Below are 24,828 nucleotides of genomic sequence, written 5' to 3' on the forward strand. Positions count from 1 at the left end.
ACAATTTCACAAATCAGCCCGGAGGAAAATTTTATGCATAGATTTGTATCGATACAATTGGACAGGAACCTGGATAAGCCTTTATATATCCAGCTTTACGAAGGGATAATCGATCTCATCAGCCAGGGGAAACTGTCGCCTGAAGAAAAATTGCCTCCCATCCGCAAGCTGGCGGCGCTTTTAAAAGTGAATTCCGTAACGGTGGTCAATGCTTACAGGCTCCTTGAAAAAGAAGGCTACGCCGTATCAAAGGTGGGCAGCGGCACTTATGTGAGCCCCGCCATCATTTCGGCGGGGCGCCCGGCTCTCAAATTGCAGCCTCACAGCCGCGGCGCCGGCACTCCTGACATTGACCCGCGCTCAAAGGCACTCAATCCCAAAAATGCGCCCTTCTCCACCGGCGGGCCGGATGGTTCTTTGGGTTTTTCCGGCGCCGAAAGGCAAAACCCCGGGGCACGGGTGCGGTTCGACTTCGGAAGCGCCGCCATCTCGCCGGAGTTTTTCCCGGTGGACGATTTTAAGGAGGTCTTAAACGAGGTCCTGGACCGGGACGGCGGCTACGCCTTCGACTACCAGGAGAGCATGGGCTACCCTCCCCTCCGGCAGTCCATCAGGGACTTCATATTTAAAGAATACGGAATAGAAATGCCCGTCGACGGTATCCAGGTGGTCTCCGGCGCCCAGCAGGGCATTGACATTATTGCCAAGGCCTTTTTAAATTTCCAGGATACGGTGTTTGTGGAAGCTCCTACCTACACCGGGGCCATCGACGCCTTCAGGTCCCGGGGTGCCAGGATAGTTGAAATACCCATGGAGCGGGATGGTGTCAATCTGGACGAATTTGTTTCAAAGCTCAAAAACCGACCTCCAAAGCTTTTCTATACCATGCCGAATTTCCACAATCCCACCGGCCGGTCTTATTCCGCACAAAAAAAGAAAGAGCTTCTCGCTCTTACTTCGGAATACGATTTTCTGATTGTGGAAGACGACCACATGAACGACCTTTATTTTGCAAAAAAACCCGAACCGCTTAAGGCCCTGGACCGCAGCGGCCGGGTGCTTTATATAAAGAGCTTTTCAAAGCTGTTCATGCCCGGACTGCGCCTGGCATTTATCGCATCGCCGGAGGGTTTCGCCGGCAGGATCACCGATGCCAAATATTCCTCGGACATATCTTCATCGGGCCTTACCCAGCGGGCGCTGGATCTGTTTTTCAGGAAGTCTCTGTGGACCGGTCACGTAAACCGCATTAGAAAAGCGTTCCGCGAAAAATGGCAGATCATGAAGTACGCCCTGGAAGAATACCTGCCCGGCTGCATAGAATACACCGACCCCGGCGGCGGTCTTTTCTTCTGGCTGGTTCTTCCGCGGGGATATTATTCCATGAACCTGTACACGGAGGCTTTAAAGCGCGGCCTCCTCATAATGCCCGGGGATTTATTCTACGCCGACCGGCGCCCTTCGCAGGGCTTCAGGCTCAGCTTTGCCGAAATATCACCGGAAGACATCCAAGGCGGAATAAAACTGCTTTCGGAGATAATCTCAGACTTCCTGGAGGAATACAGCCTGAGTCCCATCCGCGGCACCGGCTACCGCCCGCTGCTCTAGGTTCAAGGCCAAGGTTCAAAAGTCCAAAAGGCTGCCACCGGCTAAAACACTCCCAGGTACTGGTCCAGCTCCCACTGGTGGACCTGTATCCGGTAAATGTCCCATTCTATCAGTTTGGCTTTCATAAAGTGTTCGTAAGCATGGGGGCCCAGCGCATCCTTTATGACCTCATCCTGGGACAGATAATCCAGGGCTTCCTTCAGACTGCCCGGCAGGCTTTCTATGCCTGCTTCCATCCTTTCTTCAGGAGTCATGTCGTATATGTTGTTTAACGTCTCGGGCCCCGGGTCCATCTCGTTTCTGATGCCGTCAAGCCCGGCCGCCAGGATCACCGCCAGCGCCAGGTAAGGATTGGCCGACGGGTCCGGGCTTCTGAGCTCTATGCGGCTGGCGCTCCCCCGCCCTGCCGGAACCCTCACCAGGGCGCTGCGGTTCCTCCCCGACCACGAAATATATACGGGGGCCTCATAACCGGGGACCAGGCGCTTGTAAGAGTTCACGGTGGGATTGGTTACGGCGGTAAACGCCCTGGCATGGCGGAGAATGCCTCCTATAAAGTGCCTTGCCACCTTTGAAAGCCCCAGTTCCCTGTCATTTTCGTCATAGAAGGCATTGATACCGTCTTTGAAAAGCGACATGTGGATGTGCATTCCCGAGCCGTTTTCCCCGAAAATCGGCTTGGGCATAAAAGTGGCGTACAGGCCGTGTTCCGCCGCTATTGCCTTTGTTACAAATTTGAAGGTCACCACGTTGTCTGCGGTTCTCAACGCCCGGGTGTATTTAAAGTCTATTTCGTGCTGGCCGGGAGCCACCTCGTGGTGGGCGGCCTCCACCTCGAACCCCATCTCCTGCAGGGCGAGCACAATATCCCTTCTGGCGTTCTCCCCCAGATCCACCGGGGACAGGTCAAAATAGCTTCCTTTGTCGTTGGTCTTAACGGTGGGCCTGCCTTCCTCGTCGGTATGGAAAAGAAAGAATTCCGGTTCAGGACCCGCATACATTTCGTAACCCATCCGGCGCGCCTCTTCAAGCACTTTTTTCAGTATGCCCCTGGGGCACCCTATAAAAGGCTCGTTGTTGGAATCGTACACATCGCACATGAGCCTGGCCTCCGCCCCCTTTCTGGGCTTCCACGGAAGTATGGCGAAGGTGTCGTAGTCGGGCTTAAGATACATGTCCGATTCCTGGATGCGGGTAAATCCTTCAATGGAAGAACCGTCGAACATTATCTTTCCGTCCAAAGCGTCTTCCAGCTGGTCAACGGTGATGGTAACGTTTTTGATTATGCCCAGGATATCGGTAAACTGCAGCCTTATGAACTTCACATCAAGCTCCTGAGCCTTTTTCAGAACATCGCTTTTTGTGAATTTCGGCATTATATCCCTCCTAAATCTTTTAAATTTTCGGTATAAATCTGTTTTTATTAAAATCCTTTCTTACAAAAAATTTCCCATCACCGTTTATAATATAACATTTTTTTGTTACTTGGTCTATAAGTTGTGAGCTTCGAAAGTTTTCCACCGACAGGCACCCGCGCCCTTCGGCCGAAATGGTTTTTGCAGCCAGGCCATTTACGGATATCAACCGCTTCAGTTTCACCCACACCGGCCGCACGCAAAAGGCGCCGGGTTTCAAAAACCCGGCGCCGTTCTATTAAATATGAGGGGGAGGCGTCGTTTGTTGAAATATCGTTTAATACACCTCTATATATTCGTCCAGCTCCCAGCTGTGGACTTTGGTCCTGTAAGCGTCCCATTCCTGCCTCTTGGCCTTTACATAATGTTCGTATACATGGGGGCCAAGTGCTTTTACTATAACTTCGTCTTCGGCCAGCAGGTCCAGGGCTTCCTTGAGGTTCCCGGGGAGACTCTTAATGCCCGCCTTTTCACGTTCTTCGTCGCTCATATGGTAAATGTTGTCGTAGACCTGGGGGCCCGGATCTATTTTGTTCTTGATACCGTCAAGCCCGGCCGCCAGGATCACCGCCAGCGCCAGATACGGGTTGGCCGACGGGTCGGGGCTTCTGAGCTCAATTCGGGTTTTTGCACCGCCGGCTGCAGGTACCCGCACCAGGGCGCTCCTGTTTTTGGCGGACCAGGAAATGTACACCGGTGCCTCATACCCCGGGACCAGTCTTTTATAGGAGTTGACCAGCGGGTTGGTGATGGCGGTAAAGCCGGGGGCGTGTTTCAAGAGCCCACCCACATAATACCTTGCAATCTCGCTCAGCCCGGCCTCTCCGTTTTCGTCGGCAAAGGCGTTCTTCCCGTCGGAAAAAAGCGATTGATGGATGTGCATACCGGACCCGTTGATGCCAAACACCGGCTTCGGCATGAATGTGGCGTGCAGGCCGTGCTGTTTGGCGATAATTTTGGTCACAAAACGGAAGGTGGTGATGTTGTCGGCCGTCCGGAGGGCGTCTGAGTACTTAAAATCTATTTCGTGCTGGCCCGGTGCCACCTCATGATGGGCGGCTTCCACTTCAAAACCCATTTCCTCAAGGGTGAGCACAATATCTCTTCTGGCATTTTCACCCAGGTCCACCGGCGAAAGGTCGAAGTAGCCGCCTTTGTCTCCGGTCTCAATTGTCGGTTTTCCCTTTTCATCTGTGAGAAACATGAAAAATTCCGGTTCCGGGCCCGCATACATCGTAAAACCCATAGATTTGGCTTCCTCAACGACTTTTTTGAGAACCTGGCGGGGGCTCCCTTCAAAGGGAGTGCCGTCGGGATTGTAAATGTCGCAAATCAGCCGGGCTTCCGCTCCGTCTCTCGGTTTCCATGGAAAAATGGCAAAGGTATCAAGGTCTGGTTTCAGATACATATCCGATTCCTGTATGCGGGTGAAACCCTCGATAGACGAACCGTCAAACATCAATTTGCCGTCCAGGGCGTCCTCCAGCTGGCTCACCGGAATTGCCACATTCTTTACCACTCCGAAAATGTCGACAAACTGAAGTCTGATAAATTTCACCTTGAGCTCCTTCGTAAGGTTGATGATGTCATCCTTTGTGTAACCCACTTTTCTCCCTCCAGATCTTAAAATGTATATTGAAATCATAACAATGTTATTTTCAAATGTCAAGTTAATGTAAGGTTTTTTATTTTATCTTTGTCAAATCTAACATGAAATTGACTTTTGCAGTCTTTTATGTTAGTATAGTGGTAACATTTCGGGAGGTGATTATTGTGGCCGGCACTTCACTGGATAAGGGTTTATACCCGATCGGAGTTGTGGAAGAAAAAACCGGCCTTACCAGCCGGCAAATCCGTTATTATGAAGATCTGGGGCTAATTACTCCGGCCAGAACTTCGGGCAAACAGAGAAGATACTCGGAAAAAGACATCATCAGGCTTGCCAGAATTAAATATCTGAAAGACAACGGATTTGACTTAAAATCAATAAAAGAGAAGATAGATATACTGGAAAAAAGCTCCAAAAACATTAATCTTACGTCTGATATAAATTTGCCCGGAGGCAAGCTCACATCCCTCTATCCCGTATCAAACCGTGCAGTGTTGATGAAGCTCCTGGAAAAAAAATAATCCTTGCGTCCACACGCAAGGATTATTTTTTTCAAAACACTTTATGGCTTTCAAGGTATGGGCAGAGGTTAGAGCGTGCCTCATCCACATGCCTGATCATGGCCTTTTCGGCGGCATCGGGATCATGGGATTCCAGAGCCCTGTAAATGTTCCGGTGCTCTTCCAGAGAAACCGGCGCTCTGCCGCTGGACTTGATGGATACCAGCCGGGCCCTCTGAATGAAATGATGGAAATTGGTAAGGACCGATTCCAGGGGCCTGCTGTGGCAGGCTTTAAATATCACGTCGTGAAAACGGGTATCCAGTTCGGAGACCTTGTCAATTTCCCCTTTAACCGTGTAAAATTCCATAAGATCCAGTATGTCCTTCATTTCTTTTAGTTGTTCATCGGTTATCTTTTCGGCAGCCCAGCGCGCCGCCAGCCCTTCGATCATCTTGCGGATTGTGTATATGTCTTCCACATCCTGTTCGGTAACCCCTTCTACAATCACGCCTTTATTGGGTATGCTCGACACAAGACCTTCAAGCTCCAGCTGGCGGATGGCCTCTCTAACCGGTGTCCGGCTGACTCCCAGCTCTTTTGCCACCTTCATCTCTATTAAGCTCTCGCCCGGTTTATAGACACCGTTTAGTATGGCGTTCTTCAGCTGGTGATATATCCTGCTGCGCAGGGAATATCCCGTGTCCTGCAAGTCGGACGTCATATGTTAAGACCTCCCCGTCTTAATGCAAAGCTTCTAAGTATATTTTACTATACGTTTTAATTTTTTGAAAGGGATTTTCATATAATTGTATACTATATCCACAACAAAATATTGATTTATGCAAAAACGCCGGCAATCCGGTCTTGTCAAAAAACGGCTTTTAACTGAAGCTGTAAATATAATACGGTTTTTGATATAATTAAATTGTTATTCAGCACTATTTCTGCAAGCAATACAGGTGGTTTATGAGTTTGTACAGGCGGAATCTCATTAAAATATATGACAAATTGTTTGCCGCCTTCGGGCCTCAGCACTGGTGGCCGGCGGAAAGCGATTTCGAGGTGGTGGTGGGGGCCATCCTCACCCAGAGCGTGTCGTGGAAAAACGTAGAAAAAGCCATTGAAAACCTCAAGGCCGAGGGACTGCTTTCCGTAGACGGCATACTGAAGGCGGAAAGGCAAAAGCTGGCGGACCTTGTCAGGTCCACCAGGTATTACAACCAGAAGGCCGAAAAGCTTAAAAATATATGCCGTCACATTAAAGACAATTACGACGGGGATATCTGTAAAATGTTTGAAAAGGATCTTTTTGAAATGCGGCGGGAACTTTTATCCATCAAGGGGCTCGGCAGGGAGACGGCAGATTCCATAATCCTTTACGCCGCCAGAAAACCCATTTTCGTGGTGGACGCCTATACCCGGCGGATATTTTCGAGGCTGGGCTTCCTTCCGGAGGATGCGGACTACCAGGCAATGCAGGACTTTTTCATGCAAAACCTGCCGGAGGACGTGGAACTCTTCAACGAATACCACGCCCTCATCGTCAGGCTGGGGAAAGACTGCTGCCGGAATCAAAACCCGCTCTGCGCCGAATGCCCCGTAAGTGATGCATGCAAATTTTATTCGGCTTTGACAAATAACGCTGTCGGGGCTGACGCCGGAACAGGAAGGGAAAATACAGGCCGGAATAGGAAAGGAGAATACAAAAAGTCAACTTAAAGACATATTTCTATCTTAATTTGCATAGGTTTTTACAATTTCCCCGTAGTAGAGCACATGATAATCGCCGTTTTTATAGCATTCATTTTTTATTTCTCCGGGCAGTTTATCGGGGTCCAGCGGTTGCCTGTAAATTATCCTGCAGTCTATGTGGATGTCGCATTCGGCTATGTGCGGCGATTCCACCGCCCCTTCCTGCGGCGTAAGGCCGCATTCCCTGAACTTGTCAATGTCCCTTCCGGATCTGGAGCCGCATATGGCCAGAGCTTTTTTCAGATCCCCTTTCTGCGGAATGCTCACGGTAAAAGAGTCGGCCTTTTCGATGAGCTCATATGTATACCTGGAATACCTCACCATAACCATAAACACCGGCCTGTTCCACATGCGGCCCAGGGTCCCCCAGCCGATAGTCATGGTGTTGACCCTGTCGCCGTGTTTCACGGTCAGGAATGCGCCTTCCGGGAGCTGCTCCAGTATTTTCCCGGATACTTCGGCAATGTTAATCTCTTTCAAGCAAATCTCCTCCTTTTTTACTTTTATCTCAAAACCGGTAACTCAACCCACAACCCGCCCGAGCAGGCGGGTGAAATTTTTTCTTGCCGGCGCAGAGGTCCACCCGCGCACCCAAATCAAGTGTGAATTAATATAATATTACGAGAAAGAGCGGATAGGAGTGTTTTAGGTGGCCAAGGAAAAAGAACTGAGGTCGGTTTTAACCGCATTTAATTACCTGCTGGGGATTGCTATCACCGTTTTTTCCGTGGAATTTTTTTTAAAAAAAGGGGCGGTGGCGCCTCTATATATAACCGCCGCTATTATAATCGCCGGTCCCCTGGAGGATTTCCTGGTAAGTGTGGTAAAGCCTGAACAGAGGTGGCTTGTGGATCAGCTGACAAGCGTGGGCTTCATGATTTTCCTGCTGCTGGCCGTCCTGGAATCGGCAAAAAAGTAATTTTCCTCTCAGGATAATTATACCTCACTTTTTAAGCTGATAAAAGCCCTTTTGCAGCTTAACCGCCGGGTTCACAAAAACTCGGCTCAGCCAGCATTGCCTGCCGATGGTATTTCCGGATTAATGACTGTATGAAGGACATTAAACTTAAAAAATGGCCGCAATAGGGCCATTTAAATAAATATTACTTCAACTCAAATATTACTTCAACATTGGACCGACATAGTTCAGCCAGGCGAGCTTCGGGTCATCCTTCGGAATCAGCTTCCTGCCGTAGTTTCCGGCCATCACCCACAGATAATAGACAGAAAATCCCGGCGCTGCGGCCACTGGATGATAGCCCTTCGGTATATACACCGTATCCCCGTCTTTAACCACATACGATTCCCTCAGCGAAAGGTCGTCAGTGTACAGGACCTGAATACCGAAGCCGTCTATGGGTTTTACTTTGAAATGGTAAACTTCTTCCATCTTTGTCTCGTTCGGCATGTCGTAGGTGTCATGTTTGTGAGAAGGATAACTCGACCACTGCCCCGGATACGAATACGTCTCTCCCACCACTATTCGGTGGACCCTGCCTTCAGCGTTGTCCACGATGATGTCGTTCACATCCCGCTGAAAGTTCAGGATTCCCCTGTGGTTGCAGATCACTTCTTCAGGCTTTACCACAAAAGGTTCAAACCTCTTTTCCGCCTTGGCAGAACATACGGCCGCCTCCAGATCAAATCCCTGGCATTCTGTGACCTCATATCTGCTTCCCACCGGAACGTAAACAGCGGTGGGTTTGCCCGAAAAGACGTCCTTTCTCTCTCCAAGCCCGGAGAACATGGCTCCGTCCACCTTTACATCACACCTGCCGGACATTATGACGATCACTATCTCCTCATCTTTCGCTTTGCCGGTATATGTCTGTTTAGGCCCCAGTTTCAGAAGGCCGAGCCCCACATACTTCGATGTCTCCCCAATCTTTACCACATCTTTGTACCCTTTAAAATCCTGGTTTGGATAAATGTAATTCATCATACATTCCTCCCGAAAGTTGGTATTTTACTACTTATACTTCAAAACCGCCCAGGTCCAAATGCTGGCCGTCAGAATAAGAAGTGTTTTTCTTTACGTGTTCGTAATTTTTACTGCCTAGGATTACCGTGGATATCTCATCGCGCAAAAGCACGTACCTGATGGCAAGTTCATCCAGGGCCATACCTCTTTTTTTCGCAAATTCGTCAAGCCTGCTGATTTTATTAAGAAGATTTCTGTCGCTGACTGTACTATTTTTATACTTGTAGCTGAGCAGATCTTTTTTAAGGCAGTCCTTGATTATTACCCCTCTGCCAGCTTTATTGACAGCAAGTAAAAGTAGCTCCTCGCAAGCCCTGTCCAGAATGTTGTATGAAAACTGAAGCACGTCAATCTCGGGGTATTTCAAAGCCTCCAGCATGACCTCCACACTGCCCCTCACCCCGATGAACCTCGCCTTTACGGCTTTCTTCGCCTTGAGCAGGGCATTTACTGTCTCTGCTCTTTCCAGGACCTCTAGAGGGCAGGAGTGTATCTGGACGACATCCACATAATCCGTCCTAAGTGCCTTCAGTCTGCTTTCAATAAAGGAGAGGGTGGCTTTTTCAGAATAGTCGTAGAAAGACGTTGCGCCGTCAAATCGCTCTCCGACCTTGGTGGCTATATAGAATTTGTCTCTCTTGCCCTTTAAAGCTTTGCCTATTATTTTTTCGCTTTCCTGGTATGCCGGTGCGGTGTCTATGAAATTTATCCCCACGTCCGAAAGATGTTCCACCAAATAGATGGCCTCTTTTTCTTCCGGCCTTCTGGGGTCTTCGGCTATGCCGAACGCCCAGTCCCTTCCTATGGCCACCGCTCCAAACCCTATCTCTGATCCAAGAAGACCTGTGCTGCCGAGCTTTCTGTATCTCAAGTCTTCTTCATCCCTCTACCATTTCCCAAGCGGTCCTTGCGATGTTCTCCGCGGTGAGCCCGTAGTGTCTCATAAGTTCTTCAGGTGCACCTGACTGCCCGAAGATATCGCTTACGCCGATTCGCTTCATCCTGAGGGGCAAATTTTCCGACAGCACCTCCGCCACCGCAGAGCCGAGGCCTCCGATTATGGAATGTTCTTCGACGGTAATGACTTTCCCGGCCTTTCCCGCAAAATTAAGAATTGTTTCCACATCCAGCGGTTTTATTGTATGGACATTTACCACCGAAGCCTCTATACCCTTTTGCTCAAGGTCCTGTGCAGCTTCAAGGGCTGTGGCCACCATGAGGCCTGTGGCAAAAATGGCGATGTCATTCCCCTCTCTCAACACCCTTGCCTTTCCGACCTCAAATTCGTCATCTTCTGCCGTAATTATGGGGGCCACGGGGCGCGCTATCCTTATATACACCGGCCCGTTTATTTTGGCTGCGGCAAACACAGCCTTTTTCGTCTCAACGGCATCACAGGGCACCAGCACCGTCATTCCCGGCAGCGTGCGCATCAGGGATATGTCCTCTACGGACTGGTGGCTGCCCCCGTCTTCTCCAACGGTAATTCCGCTGTGGGTCACTGCTATCTTGACATTAAGGAAATTGGGGTAGCATATGCTGTTTCTTATCTGTTCAAAACCCCTTCCCGCCCCGAATATGGCAAAGGTACTGGCAAAGGGTATAAATCCGGCCATCGAAAGGCCTGCAGCAACTCCCATCAAATTCTGCTCGGCTATTCCCATGTTGAAAAAGCGGTTTTTGAACCTTTCGGCAAACATGGCTGTCTGTGTGGCATGTGCCAGATCCGCGTCGAGCACCACGACTTTTTCATTTTTATTCCCCAGTTCTACCAATGCTTCCCCGTATGCAACCCTTGGCGATTTCATATTTTCCATCATTGAACTCCTCCTAACTCGGCCAGTGCAATTTCAACTTCCGCGGGGCTGGGAGCCTTGCCGTGCCAGCCCACCTGATTTTCCATAAAGGAAACTCCCTTGCCTTTGACGGTGTGGGCTATGACAAACCTCGGCCTGCCGGATACGGCCGGTGATGTAAACGCGCTGTACAGCTCTTCAAAATCATGCCCATTTACCTCATGCACATCGAAGCCAAAAGCCTCCACCCTGGCCTTTATATTCCCAAGGCTCATGACATCCTCATTGGGCCCGTCGATCTGAAGTTTGTTGTAGTCCAGTATGACGGTGAGGTTGTCCAGCCTGTAGTGAATTGACGCCATCATGGCTTCCCATATCTGGCCCTCCTGCATCTCCCCATCACCCACGATGGCAAAAACCCTGTAGTTTTTCTTCTTAAGCTTTGCTCCCAGCGCGAGCCCTACCGCCACCGAAAGTCCCTGCCCCAGCGAACCGGTAGAAACGTCGATGCCAGGAGTCTTCTTCTTGTCGGGATGGCCCTGGAGCATGGAGCCGAACTTTCTCAAGGTCCGGAGTTTTTCCACATCAAAATAACCCCTGTGCGCCAGGACGGCGTAAAGCGCCGGGCACCCATGCCCCTTACTGAGCACCAGCCTGTCCCTGTCATCCCAGTCGGGGCGTGCCGGGTCTATATTCATCACCCTCCAGTAGAGGGTCGTCAGTATTTCCACCATTGAAAGTGAACCCCCGGGGTGACCGGACTTAGCCTCGCCCAGCATTTTGATGACATCTTTTCTAACCATGTTGCTTATTTTTTTCAAATCATCCATTTATATTTAGTGCCTCCTCAAGTTTAAAAGTAGATATATCAACCTTTTACGGCCCCTGCCGTCAAACCTTCTACGAGTTTCTTTTGTATAAACATAAACATTACCACTACAGGGATCGTAGCGACCACTCCGCCGGCTGTCAGCAGACCCCACTGGATGTCAAACTGGCCTATGAACGTCTGAAGGGCCACTGGCAGAGTCCTGGTGGCTTCATTGGTAAACATAAGGGCGAATATGAACTCATTCCATGCGGTTATGAATATATATATTCCTGTAGCGATAATAGCGGGTATGATTAGAGGCAAAGTAATCCTCATAAAGGCCTGGAACCTGTTACAGCCGTCAACCATCGCGGCCTCCTCGAGAGATACAGGCAGATCCCTTATATACCCCGTAAGGAGCCAGACGGAAAAGGGAATGGTGAATGTGGAATAGGCAATCACCAGCGACAGCGGCGTATACAGGAGCCCCACCTTCCTCATGATGGTGAAAAGCGGTATCAGCAAAAGCACCGAAGGAAACATATTGATGAGCAGAAAAGATACCATGAAAAACAGCTTACCTCTGAAGTTAAATCTTGCAAAGGCATATGCCGCCATAACCGACACGAAAAGGCTTATCACCGAGGTAATGCCCGCCACAAGGAAACTGTTGACGAGGTTGTGCAGGAAGTTGGTCTTTTGAAAAAGATTCCTGTAATTGTCAAAGGTCGGGTTCTTTACGAAATACTTCACCGTTGGAGCGTACAGCTCCGCCTCGGGCTTAATGGACGTTATGAATGTCCAGATGTAAGGGAAAACCGCAAAAATGACCAGCAGGCACAGGGGCATGTAGAAAAATACTATGTCGTGTCCCAGTTTTTGTTTTTTCATTTACCCCACCTCCTTCAAATTCATGTTTTTGATGTAAAGATAAGCCACCGAAGACAGGATCAGGGTAAGGTAAATGGCCAGTGTCGCCGCATATCCGAAATCCATCGCCTTCTGCGCCTTCATATAGGTGTAAACACTGAGAGTCAGAGAACTGTATCCAGGTCCTCCACCCGTCATTATATAGATGACATCCACTGAATTTGCAACCCATATTATCCTGAGGAGCGTGGAAATCAGGATAGTAGGTTTGAGCATGGGCAGAGTAATATGCCAGAACGTCTGCCAGCTGCTGGCACCGTCAACCTCCGCTGCCTCGTAAAGTTCGCCGGGTATGGCCTGCAGCCCGGCTAGAAGCATGATGGCAAAAAACGGAATGCCCTGCCATATTATTGTCACTATCACCGCAAAAAGCGAGGTGCTAGAATTTGCGAGCCACGGCACGAAATCTTTTATAACGTGGAGTCTTGCAAGGATATCGTTTATTACACCATAATTGCCGTCGTACATCCACCTCCACATAAGGCCTATCAGTATCCCGGGAGTGACCCACGGGATGAGGATAATCGTTCTGATGAATCCCCGCGCCTTAAACTGGCGGTTGAGTTTGAGTGCAAGAATCAACCCAAAGAAAAACTGAAAAAACACCCCCAGCCCGACCCAGATTACCGTATTTATCAGTGCCTGCCAGAACACGGGGTCTTTCAGCACGCTCATGTAATTCGCAAGGCCCACGAGTTTTACTGCTTTGGGCTTAAACAGAACGTAATCTAAGAGGCTGATATAGACCGAATTTCCTATAGGGTATGCTACAATAGCCAGCATCAGTATAAAAGCCGGCGCCACCAGTAGATACGGTGTAGATTTTGACCAGAAATTTTTCATAAAAACACTCCTCAAGGGGAATGATTGGAAGAGAAAGGGACCTTTGAACAGAACCTTGGCCCCTTCCCCAGTTTTTTAAATGTTATTTGGTCATTCCTTCCGCCAGTTTTTTCATCATTTCTTTGCCTGTAATCTTACCTTCCAGAGCCTGCTGAGTCGTGGCTGGCCACAAGGATTCGATCCATTCGCCCATGTTTTCATTTATAGGGTAAGTGTGGGCATACTGCATTGAATCAAAGGAGGCCTTCATGAACCTGTTGTTTTTGAATTCGTCTAGCTGCTGGAGGGATTTTAACACTGGAACATTGCCTGTGGCCTTGTCCCACCTTTCAAGCTGTTCCTTCTCGGACAACCATGAGATAAAGGTAAAGGCTTCTTTCGGATGCTTTGTAGACTTGAATATCACGTTTTCCGTGTCTCCGAGGGATGTCCACCTGCCGTAAGGGCCTGCAGGAACGGGGAATGCGTCCACATCATCGCCGAACTGTTTTATCATGTCATTGGAAGACTTGATGTGGTGCACCACCATGGCCGTCTTTCCGGCTTTGAAGTTGGCTATTATTTCATTGAATCCGTCCATGGGAGCAGTGGGCGGCACCACCTTATACTTTCTGTAAAGGTCCAGGAAAAATTCATTGGCCTTAATGGCACTAGGAGTTGTAAGGGTGCTGTTGCCCTTATCGTCAAAGAACTGGTTTCCCGGCACATATGCCATTATGAAACTTGCCCATGGTTCATGACCTCCGCGGGCTCCTCTCATGCCGAAACCGTACTGGTCGATCTTTCCGTCTCCATTGGTATCTACTGTCAATTTCCTGGCCACTTCCAAAAATTCATCCCAGGTCTGGGGCACCTTTACACCGGCCTTTTCAAACATGCTGGGCCTGTAGTACATATACAGCACCTGCAGTTCCCACGGCATTACGTAGTGCTTGCCGTCTTTGTACTGCATGACGTCCCACAGATTATCCACAACATCTGATTTGCCCGGCCAGTCTTTCAGATAATCATCCAGGGGAAGCAGCGCATCCTGTTCGATAAATTCCGGCTGCCAGGTCAGCTTAAAAGACGACGTGTCAGGGGCGCTGCCACCGGTTACACTGCCCAGCAGCTTTGTGTGGAAGTCGTTCCATCCTATTACTTCCACGTCAACGTGGATGTTAGGATGGGTGTCGTTAAATTCCTTAACCAGCTGGGCAAAGGTTGGATCGTTTGGATTGTCCAGCCATACCCAGTGCTTCAGGTTGACCACTTCATTCTCACCGCTTTGATCTGAGGACTTGGATGTATCGCCTGAACCGCCGCATCCCGTTAGCAGAGTCATTATTAGTACAAAAGCAACTGTCAGGGAAATAAATTTTTTATACCACATAAGCAATCCTCCTATTTTTTTAAATTTTAATTGCTTTCTACCACCCTATGTCTTTCAACGTTTCTTTCAAGTGAAGTCTCATCTGTTTTTCAGCTTCTGCCTTGTTGTGGTTCTTAATGGCCTCAAATATTCTCTCATGGCTCAGCAAGGCTTTCTCCGCACTTCCAGGGACATTGATGGTTTCATAATAGCCCTTTGTAATTGACTCGATTATTATAGGGACTATTCTTTCTATGATTGGATTCTTTGAGACCTTTGCTATGATGCTGTGAAATTCAATATCCACGTCTTTATGCACTTGCCTGCTCGATATCACCCCCCTCATCTTCTCCAGCACTTCGGAAAACCTGACCAGGTCGTCAGGTTGAGCTCTCTGCGCCGCCAGCGCCGCCACCTTGGGCTCTATGATCAACCTCGTCTCAAATAGCGAATACAGCAAATTTTTGTCTTCAATAAACCCAACACCTAGTGGATCATTGATTAAACCGGGTTTTTCGCTGACAAATGTACCTTTTCCTCTTACGATTTTAACGATGTTGTTTGATGCCAGGAGCTTTACGGCTTCTCTTACGGTTGACCTGCTAACATTCATGAGTTTCGACAATTCATTCTCGTTGGGCAGTTTGCTGCCTGCAATGAATTTTTTTTCAACAATCATCTTTTTTATGGCATTAGCTACTTCATAGGACAAGTTATTTCTGTAATTTTCTTTCTCAAGCATTTTTCAGCACCTCATCTTACGTCATACGTCAGACATCTGATGTCATTAATATAGTAATTTTAATTCTACACAAAATTTAAAAGTCCTTCTTACTTAAATAAACTTACATTCAATAAATTATTTTCCATACTTGTTGCAACCTTTAATTTTAGCCTTCTTCACAGACTCTTGTGCAAAATATAGATTATTTAATTCACTTTTCGTAATTTTGTCAATTAGAAACAAAGGCTAATCAGTCCTATAATATAAGCTAAGCGGGACAAGCTTGATGTATAAGAGGAACCCTTGGCAGCAGGAGAACCATCAACACTATAAAACAGGCGTTTAAGGCTTTTTGGTAGGGGCAAGTCGGTAAAAAGTCGACGGGGCCAGAACCTTATAGTCATAATGATATGCAAATTAACAAGGAGGAAAACGCATGGCAACTGTTGTATTAAAGAACATAAATAAGATATATCCAGGAGGTTTTAAGGCTGTCAGCGACTTCAATCTGGAGATCGCCGACAAAGAATTTATCGTATTGGTGGGGCCTTCAGGCTGCGGCAAATCTACAACCCTCAGGATGGTAGCAGGCCTTGAAGAGATTTCTTCTGGCGAGCTTTACATCGACGGCAAATTGATGAATGACGTGCCTCCCAAAGACAGGGATATTGCCATGGTATTCCAGAACTACGCTCTTTATCCTCACATGAACGTGTATGACAACATGGCTTTTGGACTGAAATTAAGAAAAACCCCAAAGAACGAGATCGACCGCCGGGTAAAAGAAGCCGCCAGGATTTTAGGAATCGAAGAACTTTTAAACAGAAAACCAAAAGCTCTTTCGGGAGGCCAGAGGCAACGTGTGGCTCTGGGGAGGGCCATTGTCCGCGAGCCGAAGGTATTTTTGATGGATGAGCCTTTATCCAATCTTGACGCGAAGCTAAGAGTACAGATGAGGACGGAACTTTCCAAGCTTCATAAACGCCTTCAAACTACCTTTATATATGTAACTCACGATCAGACCGAAGCTATGACCATGGGTGACAGGATAGTCGTCATGAAAGACGGAATTATTCAACAGGTGGATACACCGAAAAAGATTTATGACTACCCGGCCAACATTTTTGTCGCGGGATTCATTGGCAGCCCACAAATGAACTTTTTGCAGGGAATTTTATCAGTTGAAGATGGTAGGCTTTATATAATTTTTGACAACGATAGGCTTTTAATACCAGAGAGAATAAGCAAAAAGATAGATCCCACTTATATAGGGAAAGAAATCGTCATGGGTATACGGCCTGAGGACATCCATGAAAATCCGTCTCTTCTTGATTACCCACCAGAATGCTGCTTCGAAGTATATGTGGATGTGGTAGAACTAATGGGATCGGAGACTTTTCTTTACCTTACATTCGGAAAAAACACCCTAACGGTCCGGGTAGACCCAAGCAGCAAAGCAAAGCCCGGCGACAAAATAAAGGTAGGCTTCGACATGAACAAATTGCACCTATTTGATAAAGCAACCGAAAAGAGGCTATTTATCGATTGATTAAATATCAAAAAGCAACTACTTTATTATTGCGGTTAAAATAGGGTATTATATTTCTGGGGGTAAAAATGCAAAGATTAATCTCAAATATTCTGGTAGAAATAAAACCGAAACTAAGAACACCTTTTATGCTTATAGACAGAAAAGGGGATAAGATTTTTGGCGATGACGTAAAAGGAAATGTAAAAAAAGCCAAGGTAAGGCTTTGCGGTGCAGAATACATGCTGTTGGCAGAACTTACACCCCGGCAGATGAACGATTTTTGCCTGCTGCTGGAGGAATATATTAACGGCAGATTCAATGATATGCTTAAAGCCTTTGTCCAGGGAAAGGAAACTACCTTAGAAGAGTTTCCTTTCCCTTGTGGCTTATTGCTTTTAAAGAGCGAACTTTTAGAAAAAATTGAGCCTTTTATCAACAGCCTTTTTAATGAAGTATTCATCTTAAATCTAAAAGAAATACTGCTGGTTATATTGCCTGTTGGAGATCTCCAAGAATTAAAGGAAACCTCTATAGCTTTATATCAAACCATAAATGAGGAAATTTCTTCAAAAGTGACCATAAGTATAGGCGGAATTGCAAGGTCTCAAAATGAACTGGCAAAAATTTTCAGTGATGCTCAAAAGGCTTTGAAATTTTCTCCTATGATAAAATCCCACGTCCTATACTACCCGGAAATGACCATGGAAAAGCTGTTTTCTTCAATTCCGGCAAAAAAACGCCAGGAATTTGCCCACGAGATCGGCGAAAAGCTGAAAAAACTTGACACAGAAACCTTTGATACGATCCGTGTGGTTCTAGAATGCAACCTCAATATGTCAGAAGCTGCTCGAAGACTTTATATACATCGCAATACCCTTATGTACAGGCTGGAAAAAATCGCTTCAATTACCGGTCTTGACCTTAGAAACTTTAAAGATGCAATAATTTTGGAAATTTACTTTTTATTGCTGGGACTTGTCGATAGTGATACGGTTTATATCTAACTACTCAAATCCCGGTATACCCAGGTAGCTACAAAGGTAGCCAACACCCCCGCAGCCAATTTGCCCATAATTATAACAGCCGCTATATCGCTCATTTATGATACAATGTATCGTATCATTTATTACCTTAAATGCAATTTTGGAATATACCTTTTACTTATACTTCACCAGTCATTATAATGCTTCTTTTATGCGGCTTATAAATTCACATACATCGCTCAGCATCCGGCGCCTGTCTTTGCCCTGCTCGATAAGCCTTACAATGGCGCTGCCCACAATCACCCCTTCGCAGTAATCCCTGAATCTTTTCGCCATGTCGGGGCCGGAGATCCCGAAACCGAGAGCCCGGGGAAGGGCCGTATAGCGTGACACCTCTTCCATATAGGCCTTGATGTCCGTCTCTATTTCTTCCCGCACACCGGTCACCCCTTTTGTAGAAATGCAGTAAACAAACCCCCCGGCGCCTTCCACAATATTTTTGATGCGCTCATGGGAGGTGGGAGCCACCAGGGGTATCAAATGCATGCCGCGTGATGAGACAATATCCGCCATCTCGCGACGCTCCTCCACGGGCAGGTCGGGTATTATCAGCCCGTCCACCCCCGCTTCCCGGGCCTCGCCTGTAAATCTTTCGGGGCCATATCTAAACACAGAGTTATAATATACGAGGTACACCAGAGGAATGTCACTGGTTTTCCTCACGGATCTTACTATATCCATTATGCGGGCGATTTTTATACCCGCCTTCAGGGCCCTGGCCGAAGCCCTCTGGATGACCGGCCCGTCGGCAAGGGGGTCTGAATAGGGGATTCCCAGCTCCACTATGTCGGCCCCGGCCCTTTCCATTGCAACTACCAGTTCGCCGGTGGTTTCCGGGTCCGGGTCACCGGCGGTTATAAAGGTTATAAGCGCCTTTTGCCCTGTCTTTTGCAGACTGTACAATCTTTCATCTATCCTGTTCACAGCCTCACCCCCATTAAACCGGCTATTGTTTCGACATCCTTGTCTCCCCTGCCTGAAAGGTTTACCACTATAATATCATCCTCGGAAAGCTTCGGTGCCAGTTTCATGGCATAAGCCACGGCATGGGCGCTTTCAAGGGCGGGTATGATGCCCTCCGTCTTCGTAAGGGTTATAAAGGCATTCACCGCTTCCTCATCGGTGGCGTAAACGTATTCGGCCCTTCCGGTTTCTTTTAAAAACGCGTGCTCCGGCCCCGCGCCGGGATAGTCCAGGCCTGCGGATATGGAGTAGACCGGCATTATCTGGCCCTCGTCGTCCTGCAGCACGTATGTCTTCATGCCGTGAAGCACTCCTATGCTGCCTCTTGTGAGCTTTGCCGCATGTTGGCCGCTGTCAAGTCCCATGCCCCCCGCCTCGACTCCCACCAGCTTTACGCTTTTATCTTCATAAAAGGGGTAAAAAATTCCCATGGAATTGCTCCCTCCGCCGACGCAGGCGATGATGTAATCCGGAAGCCTGCCGGTCTTTTCCATGATCTGGGCTCTGGTCTCATCGCCTATAACCCTCTGGAAGTCCCTGACCATGGTGGGGTAGGGGTGAGGCCCCACCACCGACCCCATCACGTAAAAGGTGTCGTCCACATGGGCCACCCAGTGCCTCATGGCTTCGTTTACCGCGTCCTTTAGGGTGCCGGTTCCCTGGTCTACACTGGTCACCCTGGCCCCTAAGAGCTTCATCCTGAAGACATTCAGAGCCTGCCGCCTGACATCCTCCTTCCCCATGAATATCTCGCACTCCATCCCGAACATGGCCGCCGCTGTAGCCGTGGCCACACCGTGCTGTCCGGCCCCGGTTTCAGCTATCACCCTGCGCTTGCCCATGCGCTTTGCCAAAAGGACCTGCCCCAGGACGTTGTTTATTTTATGCGCCCCGGTGTGGTTGAGGTCCTCACGCTTCAAGTAAATCCTGGCGCCGCAAAGCTTTTTTGTGAGGTTTTCGGCAAAGTAAAGAGGTGTGGGCCTGCCGGCGTATTCTCTCAAATAATACCTGTACTCCTCCATGAATTTTTCGTCGGCTACGGCCGTATTAAACTCTTTCTCCAGTTCCGCAAGGGCGTTCATCACGGTTTCCGGTACATATTGCCCGCCGAATATGCCGAATCTGCCCGGCACATCTTTCATAAACTCCTCACCCTTTCCACAAATTTTTTCATCTTTTCAAAGTCTTTATAGCCGCCGGTCTCAACACCGGTGCTCACATCCACGGCATAGGGCTTTACTTTCAGGATGGCCTCCCCCACATTGCCGGCGTCAAGGCCGCCGGCCAGGATTACCGGCTGCCTGAGCCGGACGCCTTCCAGCAAGGCCGGGTCAAACCTCGATCCGGTTCCGCCGTAAAGCCCTTTTACCGAAGAATCCAGTAAAATTCCATCCACTTCGTAATCTTCCGCGGCTTTTAAACTATCCGCACCTTCGACCCTGATGGCCTTCCAGACTGAAACCCTCCCGTAACCTCTGACACTCTCCGGCGGTTCGTCGCCGTGAAGCTGTATCACATCCAGGCCCAATTCTTCACAGGCTTTCATTATCACATCCGGCCTCTCATTAACGAACACTCCCACCTTTTTTATGTCCTTATCCAGGGCCGCGACGAGCCTTCCGGCTTCTTCAAAGCTTATGCGCCTCCTGCTTGGGGCGAAGACAAACCCCGCGTAGTCCACCTTCAACCTGTTCACATATTCGATGTCCTGCGGCCGCCTCAGGCCGCAAATCTTAACCTTCACCATGGCCACCATCCCTCCCCGGCCTTATCTATCATGCTTCTTTAAAGGCCGCCAGATCCCGGCATACATCCTTTGATTTCATGAGGGCCTCCCCCACCAGAATGCCGTCCACGCCTACGGATTTGAGATAACGCACATCATTCGCCGTTTTTATGCCGCTTTCTGCAATTTTTATTATGCCTTCAGGAATCCTGCCGATGAGCCTCTCGCAGGTCTTGAGATCTACACTGAAATCTTTCAGGTTCCTGTTGTTTATGCCGATGATGCGGGCCCCGGCGTCCAGGGCCGCATCCAGCTCCTTTTCATCATGGACCTCCACAAGGCAGTCAAGCCCCAGGGACCGTGCTTTTTTATAAAAATAACCGATGTTTTCGCCGAGGACCGCCACGATGAGCAAAAGGGCGTCGGCTCCCAGGGCTTTCGCCTGGTAAATCTGGTATTCGTGGATGATAAAATCCTTTCTCAGCACGGGGCAGGAGGTTATATCTCTTACGATTTTGAGGAAGCTGTCGTCACCCAGAAAAAACTTTTTTTCCGTCAGCACCGATATGGCGTCCGCGCCGCCCCTTTCGTAGCAAGCCGCCGTGAAGGCCGGATCAAGGTCCGGCTTTATGACTCCTCTTGAAGGAGAAGCCTTTTTTATCTCGGCGATGATTTTAATCCCTTTTTTCCCCGTCAAAGCTTTCTCCAGGCTCCTAGGGAGACCCATGTCTTTGATTTCATCCTCCAGGACTGACAAAGGCTTTTTTTCCATTTCATCTTTTAGCTGTCGTTCTTTGAAGGCAACGATTTCATCCAAAATCATACGGCCGCCCTGCTTTCTCTTATAAACTCATTCAATTTTTCATAGGCGGCCCCCGAGTCTATCAGATTCTGAGCCATCTGTACGCCTTCCTTGAGGTCCTCCGCAACTTCGCCCACATATAGGGCCGCGGCGCTGTTCAACACCACCACATCCCTCTGCGGGCCCTTCTTGCCCTGCAGCACATCCAAAATTATCCTTGCATTGTAGCTGCTGTCCCCTCCGGCTATTTCCTCAAGTTTTGCCAGGGGAATGCCGAAGTCCCGGGGGTTTATGGTATAATTTTTAATCATGCCGTCTTTTACTTCACTCACTATGGTCTCCCTGGTGGTGGTTATTTCATCGAGGCCGTCGCGCCCGTGGACCACCATGGCCCTTTTGACTCCGAGTTTCAGCAGCACCCGGGCCAGGGGCCTTGTGAGGATTCCGTCATACACGCCCAGGACCTGGCCCCGGACGGAGGCCGGGTTGGTCAGCGGCCCCAAAATATTGAAGACGGTCCTGGTACCCAGCTCTTTCCGGGGACCGGCCACGTTTTTCATGGCGGAGTGATAAAGGGGGGCGAACAGGAATGTAATTCCCACCTTTTCAATACACCTTCCGGCATCTTCCGGCTCTAAATCTATCTTTGCCCCCAGGGCTTCAAGGACATCGGCGCTGCCGCTCTTGCTGGATACGGCTTTATTGCCGTGTTTTGCCACCTTCACTCCCCCGGCGGCGGCCACAAACGCCACGGCGGTGGATATATTGAAGGTTTTGCCGCCGTCTCCGCCCGTGCCGCATGTATCTATGGCGAAACCCTCGACATCCACCTTCCTGGCCCTGGACCTCATGGACCTGGCAAATCCCGTGATTTCCTCCACTTTTTCCCCTTTCATCCTCATCCCAACCAGAAAACCGCCTATCTGAGACGGAGCGGCCTTGCCGTCCATGATATGGTCCATGGCCTCCCGGGCTTCGTCCTCGCTTAAATCCTCTCTCATGATGACTTTTTTTATAATCTCATGAAACATATTCATCACCCTCCAGAAAATTTTTTAAAATGGATTTCCCATCTTCCGTGAGTATTGACTCGGGATGAAATTGAACCCCGTAAACCGGAAATTTTTTATGGCGAATGCCCATTATGACACCTCCGGCGGTCACTGCCGTCACCTCCAGTTCATCGGGAAGGGTGCCGCCCTTTATGACCAGCGAGTGATACCTCATGGCCGTAATGGGATTTTTTATTCCTCTAAAGATCCCCCGGCCGTTGTGGCACACCCGTGATGTCTTGCCGTGGAAGATCTTTTCGGCGCCGGTGACCTCTGCCCCATAGGCCACGCCTATGGCCTGGTGCCCCAGGCATATGCCGAGGATCGGAATCCTGCCTTCGTTTTTCCTGATAAGATCCACGCATATGCCGGCATCTTCCGGCCTACCCGGTCCCGGAGAAAGGATTATCCTGCGGGCCCCCGAATTCATCACACCCTCCACGTCAATCTCATCGTTTCTGACCACCTCCACTTCGGGGTAAAGCTCCCCCGCATACTGATACAGGTTGTATGTAAAGGAATCATAGTTGTCTATTATCAGAATCATCCCAGCACCTCCTTTAAAGCCGCCGCTTTATTTAAAACCTCCCGGTATTCTTTTTCGGGCACCGAGTCGCAAACTATGCCCGCTCCAGACTGGATGTAAGCCATGCCGTCCTTGAAAATGACGGTCCTTATGGCGATGCAGAAATCCATGTTTCCCCTAAAGCCAAAATAGCCCACCGCCCCGGCATATATCCCACGCCTTTTTTCTTCCAGCTCATCGATTATTTCCATGGCCCGTATCTTGGGGGCTCCGGATACGGTCCCGGCCGGCAGGCAGGCCAGAAGGGCGTCGATACAAGTTTTACCCTGTTTTAACCTGCCGCTCACCGTCGACACGATATGCATGACGTGAGAGTACATATCGACTTCCATGAAGCGTTCCACTTTCACGCTGCCGAACTCGCTCACCTTCCCCAGATCATTTCTGCCCAGATCTACGAGCATGACGTGTTCGGCCCTCTCTTTTTCGTCGGCCAGGAGTTCCTTTTTTAACTTTTCTCTTCCTCCGGCGTCTTTCCTCTGGGCCTGGTGCCCGCGATGGGATTTGTGGTGACGATGCCGTCTTTCACGGCCACCAGGCTTTCGGGAGAAGAGCCCACCAGCTGGAAATCCCCGAAGTCCATATAAAAAAGATACGGCGAGGGGTTGAGGGCCCTGAGCCTCCTGTAAGCTTCAAACGGTTCTACTTTTGCGGCAGCCGCCATTCTCTCGGACAGCACCACCTGAAATATGTCGCCGGCTTTGATGTATTCAACGGCCTTTCTCACTTTTTCGCAGAAGGAATTTTCGTTGCAACTTGCTTGAAATTCGGGAATCGAATTTCGGACCGTCGCCAGGGGGTGCAAATCCTTTTTCCTCAAGACGGTTTTCTTCAGTTCATAAAGTCTTTCGACTATGTATTCATATTCGGTTTCTTCATCGGGCACGGCATTGTACACCACGTAAAGGTTGTGGTAAAAATGGTCGTAGATTATAACTTCCTTATAAAACATCAGGAAACATTCCGGCAGATGCAGTTCATCGGGATTGTCATCGGGAAGTTTTTCATAGAGCCTTATCACATCATAACCCACATACCCCACGGCGCCGCCCGTGAAGGCGGGCAAATCTGCAAAAAGCCCGGGCAGTGCGCTGTCGTAGCCGTATCTTTTAAAATAATCTCCCACGATATCCAGCACCCTGCCGTTTTCGGTCTTCACCCCGCCCTTTGAAACTGTCACAACCCAGTCCCCGTAACTTTTTACGGCCATATGCGGGCTTGCTCCTAGAAAGGAGTATCTTCCCCAGTTTTTCCCGCATTCGGCGCTCTCCAGCAGGAACTTATGCCGGCCGTCCAGATTGTAAAAAAGCTCAATGGGAGTAAATTCGTCGGCATTTACCCTCAACACGACCGGAACCGCACGGTCCTTCCTCATTAGCTCAAACCCGCGTTTATCGGGAAACACCATACACAACCACCCCTTTTTTTGCTATAAAAAAAACACCCCGCCCTTTTGGGGCGAAGTGTGCCGCGGTGCCACCCAATTTTGACCTTGCGTAAAAGATGGTATCAAAAAAGGCACTTCTCCCTTAGGAAAAAGTGCCTTTTATGAGCTCAGCCACCTAAAGCAAAGCCATCTCGTTCCGGGTACGGAATGCAGGAGCATTCGATACCCTGTCCTTTTAACGGCGGACTTTCCGTCTCCTGCTACTTTTAGTTCGCATGGCTTCTCCCGGGCCCATTCAACGGCAACCGCGGCACCGGTCTTCCACCGCCACCGGCTCGCTTTGGCCTGAATCGCCGCCTACTCTTCCCGTTCATCGAATTTTCTTTCTTTACTTGTTGTTTTTTATAATACACCC

The 24,828-nt window shown here is 49.0% G+C and carries 24 protein-coding genes, 1 pseudogene and 1 other annotated feature; of the genes and pseudogenes, 6 read left to right on the forward strand and 19 right to left on the reverse strand.

Annotated features, from left to right (window positions below):
• Positions 1-33: 33 nt before the first annotated feature.
• Entirely contained in the window at positions 34-1,608 is a 1,575-nt protein-coding gene (gene pdxR / locus ACKX14_RS07880) for a MocR-like pyridoxine biosynthesis transcription factor PdxR (protein WP_422446381.1), read from the forward strand.
• 41 nt (positions 1,609-1,649) lie between these two features.
• On the opposite strand, the gene glnA (ACKX14_RS07885) is transcribed toward pdxR, so the two are convergent.
• Together glnA (ACKX14_RS07885) and glnA (ACKX14_RS07890) are read right to left on the reverse strand one after the other, a co-directional pair.
• Positions 1,650-2,984, reverse strand: a complete 1,335-nt coding sequence (glnA, locus tag ACKX14_RS07885) for a type I glutamate--ammonia ligase (protein ID WP_422446383.1) — start codon at positions 2,982-2,984, stop codon at positions 1,650-1,652.
• 316 nt (positions 2,985-3,300) lie between these two features.
• Positions 3,301-4,629 (reverse strand): type I glutamate--ammonia ligase, encoded by a 1,329-nt coding sequence (gene glnA, locus ACKX14_RS07890; RefSeq protein ID WP_422446385.1) that lies wholly within the window; start codon positions 4,627-4,629, stop codon positions 3,301-3,303.
• A gap of 167 nt (positions 4,630-4,796) precedes the next feature.
• Here glnA (ACKX14_RS07890) and ACKX14_RS07895 point away from each other — a divergent pair, with 167 nt between their 5' ends.
• Positions 4,797-5,153 (forward strand): helix-turn-helix domain-containing protein, encoded by a 357-nt coding sequence (locus ACKX14_RS07895; RefSeq protein ID WP_422446387.1) that lies wholly within the window; start codon positions 4,797-4,799, stop codon positions 5,151-5,153.
• A 31-nt stretch (positions 5,154-5,184) separates the two neighbouring features.
• Here the strand turns inward: ACKX14_RS07895 and ACKX14_RS07900 are convergent, their stop codons facing one another.
• The gene (locus ACKX14_RS07900; RefSeq protein ID WP_422446389.1) at positions 5,185-5,856 is read right to left on the reverse strand and encodes a GntR family transcriptional regulator; all 672 of its coding nucleotides are present in this window, start codon (positions 5,854-5,856) and stop codon (positions 5,185-5,187) included.
• 245 nt (positions 5,857-6,101) lie between these two features.
• On the opposite strand from ACKX14_RS07900, the gene ACKX14_RS07905 reads away from it, so the two are divergent.
• The gene (locus ACKX14_RS07905; protein ID WP_422446391.1) at positions 6,102-6,854 is read left to right on the forward strand and encodes an endonuclease III domain-containing protein; all 753 of its coding nucleotides are present in this window, start codon (positions 6,102-6,104) and stop codon (positions 6,852-6,854) included.
• A gap of 15 nt (positions 6,855-6,869) precedes the next feature.
• On the opposite strand, the gene ACKX14_RS07910 is transcribed toward ACKX14_RS07905, so the two are convergent.
• Complete coding sequence (locus tag ACKX14_RS07910) at positions 6,870-7,367, reverse strand: flavin reductase family protein (protein ID WP_422446393.1); 498 nt, start codon at positions 7,365-7,367, stop codon at positions 6,870-6,872.
• Positions 7,368-7,536: 169 nt separating this feature from the next.
• Between ACKX14_RS07910 and ACKX14_RS07915 the strand changes: the two genes are divergently transcribed.
• Positions 7,537-7,806: a hypothetical protein gene (locus ACKX14_RS07915; RefSeq protein ID WP_422446395.1), complete on the forward strand. Its 270-nt coding sequence runs from the start codon at positions 7,537-7,539 to the stop codon at positions 7,804-7,806.
• Positions 7,807-8,007: 201 nt separating this feature from the next.
• On the opposite strand, the gene iolB is transcribed toward ACKX14_RS07915, so the two are convergent.
• The 8 genes from iolB to ACKX14_RS07955 form a co-directional block, all read right to left on the reverse strand.
• Positions 8,008-8,829, reverse strand: coding sequence for a 5-deoxy-glucuronate isomerase (gene iolB / locus ACKX14_RS07920; RefSeq protein ID WP_422446397.1), 822 nt, complete (start codon positions 8,827-8,829; stop codon positions 8,008-8,010).
• A gap of 31 nt (positions 8,830-8,860) precedes the next feature.
• A complete protein-coding gene (locus tag ACKX14_RS07925; protein WP_422446399.1) occupies positions 8,861-9,739 on the reverse strand; it encodes an aldo/keto reductase in 879 nt (292 codons plus the stop codon).
• 7 nt (positions 9,740-9,746) lie between these two features.
• Entirely contained in the window at positions 9,747-10,685 is a 939-nt protein-coding gene (locus ACKX14_RS07930) for a transketolase family protein (RefSeq protein WP_422446448.1), read from the reverse strand.
• The gene (locus ACKX14_RS07935; protein WP_422446401.1) at positions 10,685-11,494 is read right to left on the reverse strand and encodes a transketolase; all 810 of its coding nucleotides are present in this window, start codon (positions 11,492-11,494) and stop codon (positions 10,685-10,687) included. Before ACKX14_RS07935 ends, ACKX14_RS07930 begins: the two co-directional genes overlap by 1 nt.
• A 38-nt stretch (positions 11,495-11,532) precedes the next feature.
• Entirely contained in the window at positions 11,533-12,366 is an 834-nt protein-coding gene (locus ACKX14_RS07940; protein WP_422446403.1) for a carbohydrate ABC transporter permease, read from the reverse strand.
• Complete coding sequence (locus tag ACKX14_RS07945; RefSeq protein ID WP_422446405.1) at positions 12,367-13,248, reverse strand: carbohydrate ABC transporter permease; 882 nt, start codon at positions 13,246-13,248, stop codon at positions 12,367-12,369.
• An 82-nt stretch (positions 13,249-13,330) separates the two neighbouring features.
• A complete protein-coding gene (locus ACKX14_RS07950; protein WP_422446407.1) occupies positions 13,331-14,620 on the reverse strand; it encodes an ABC transporter substrate-binding protein in 1,290 nt (429 codons plus the stop codon).
• A gap of 37 nt (positions 14,621-14,657) precedes the next feature.
• Complete coding sequence (locus tag ACKX14_RS07955) at positions 14,658-15,341, reverse strand: FadR/GntR family transcriptional regulator (protein WP_422446409.1); 684 nt, start codon at positions 15,339-15,341, stop codon at positions 14,658-14,660.
• Between the two features lie 418 nt (positions 15,342-15,759).
• Between ACKX14_RS07955 and ACKX14_RS07960 the strand changes: the two genes are divergently transcribed.
• Together ACKX14_RS07960 and ACKX14_RS07965 are read left to right on the forward strand one after the other, a co-directional pair.
• Positions 15,760-16,872: an ABC transporter ATP-binding protein gene (locus ACKX14_RS07960; protein WP_422446411.1), complete on the forward strand. Its 1,113-nt coding sequence runs from the start codon at positions 15,760-15,762 to the stop codon at positions 16,870-16,872.
• Between the two features lie 68 nt (positions 16,873-16,940).
• On the forward strand, positions 16,941-17,858 hold the full coding sequence (locus tag ACKX14_RS07965) for a PucR family transcriptional regulator (protein WP_422446413.1): 918 nt from the start codon (positions 16,941-16,943) through the stop codon (positions 17,856-17,858).
• A 174-nt stretch (positions 17,859-18,032) separates the two neighbouring features.
• Here the strand turns inward: ACKX14_RS07965 and trpA are convergent, their stop codons facing one another.
• The 7 genes and pseudogenes from trpA to trpE form a co-directional block, all read right to left on the reverse strand.
• Complete coding sequence (gene trpA, locus ACKX14_RS07970) at positions 18,033-18,821, reverse strand: tryptophan synthase subunit alpha (RefSeq protein ID WP_422446415.1); 789 nt, start codon at positions 18,819-18,821, stop codon at positions 18,033-18,035.
• Positions 18,818-19,993, reverse strand: a complete 1,176-nt coding sequence (gene trpB, locus ACKX14_RS07975; protein WP_422446450.1) for a tryptophan synthase subunit beta — start codon at positions 19,991-19,993, stop codon at positions 18,818-18,820. The genes trpA and trpB overlap by 4 nt, the downstream gene beginning before the upstream one ends.
• 5 nt (positions 19,994-19,998) lie before the next feature.
• Positions 19,999-20,607 carry a phosphoribosylanthranilate isomerase gene (locus tag ACKX14_RS07980; RefSeq protein WP_422446417.1) on the reverse strand — a complete coding sequence of 203 codons (609 nt, stop codon included), beginning with the start codon at positions 20,605-20,607 and terminating at the stop codon, positions 19,999-20,001.
• A 28-nt stretch (positions 20,608-20,635) separates the two neighbouring features.
• A complete protein-coding gene (gene trpC / locus ACKX14_RS07985) occupies positions 20,636-21,409 on the reverse strand; it encodes an indole-3-glycerol phosphate synthase TrpC (protein ID WP_422446419.1) in 774 nt (257 codons plus the stop codon).
• Positions 21,406-22,419 (reverse strand): anthranilate phosphoribosyltransferase, encoded by a 1,014-nt coding sequence (gene trpD, locus ACKX14_RS07990; RefSeq protein ID WP_422446421.1) that lies wholly within the window; start codon positions 22,417-22,419, stop codon positions 21,406-21,408. Before trpD ends, trpC begins: the two co-directional genes overlap by 4 nt.
• Entirely contained in the window at positions 22,409-22,987 is a 579-nt protein-coding gene (locus ACKX14_RS07995) for an anthranilate synthase component II (protein WP_422446423.1), read from the reverse strand. The genes trpD and ACKX14_RS07995 overlap by 11 nt, the downstream gene beginning before the upstream one ends.
• Positions 22,984-24,434: pseudogene (trpE, locus tag ACKX14_RS08000) on the reverse strand (anthranilate synthase component I). Before trpE ends, ACKX14_RS07995 begins: the two are co-directional and overlap by 4 nt.
• A gap of 43 nt (positions 24,435-24,477) precedes the next feature.
• Positions 24,478-24,796 (reverse strand) — a binding site (T-box leader).
• Positions 24,797-24,828 lie beyond the last annotated feature (32 nt).

Origin of the sequence: Thermorhabdus hydrogeniformans, assembly GCF_049310025.1 — a bacterium.
Taxonomy (GTDB): Bacteria; Bacillota; Thermosediminibacteria; order Thermosediminibacterales; family Tepidanaerobacteraceae; genus JBJYKD01.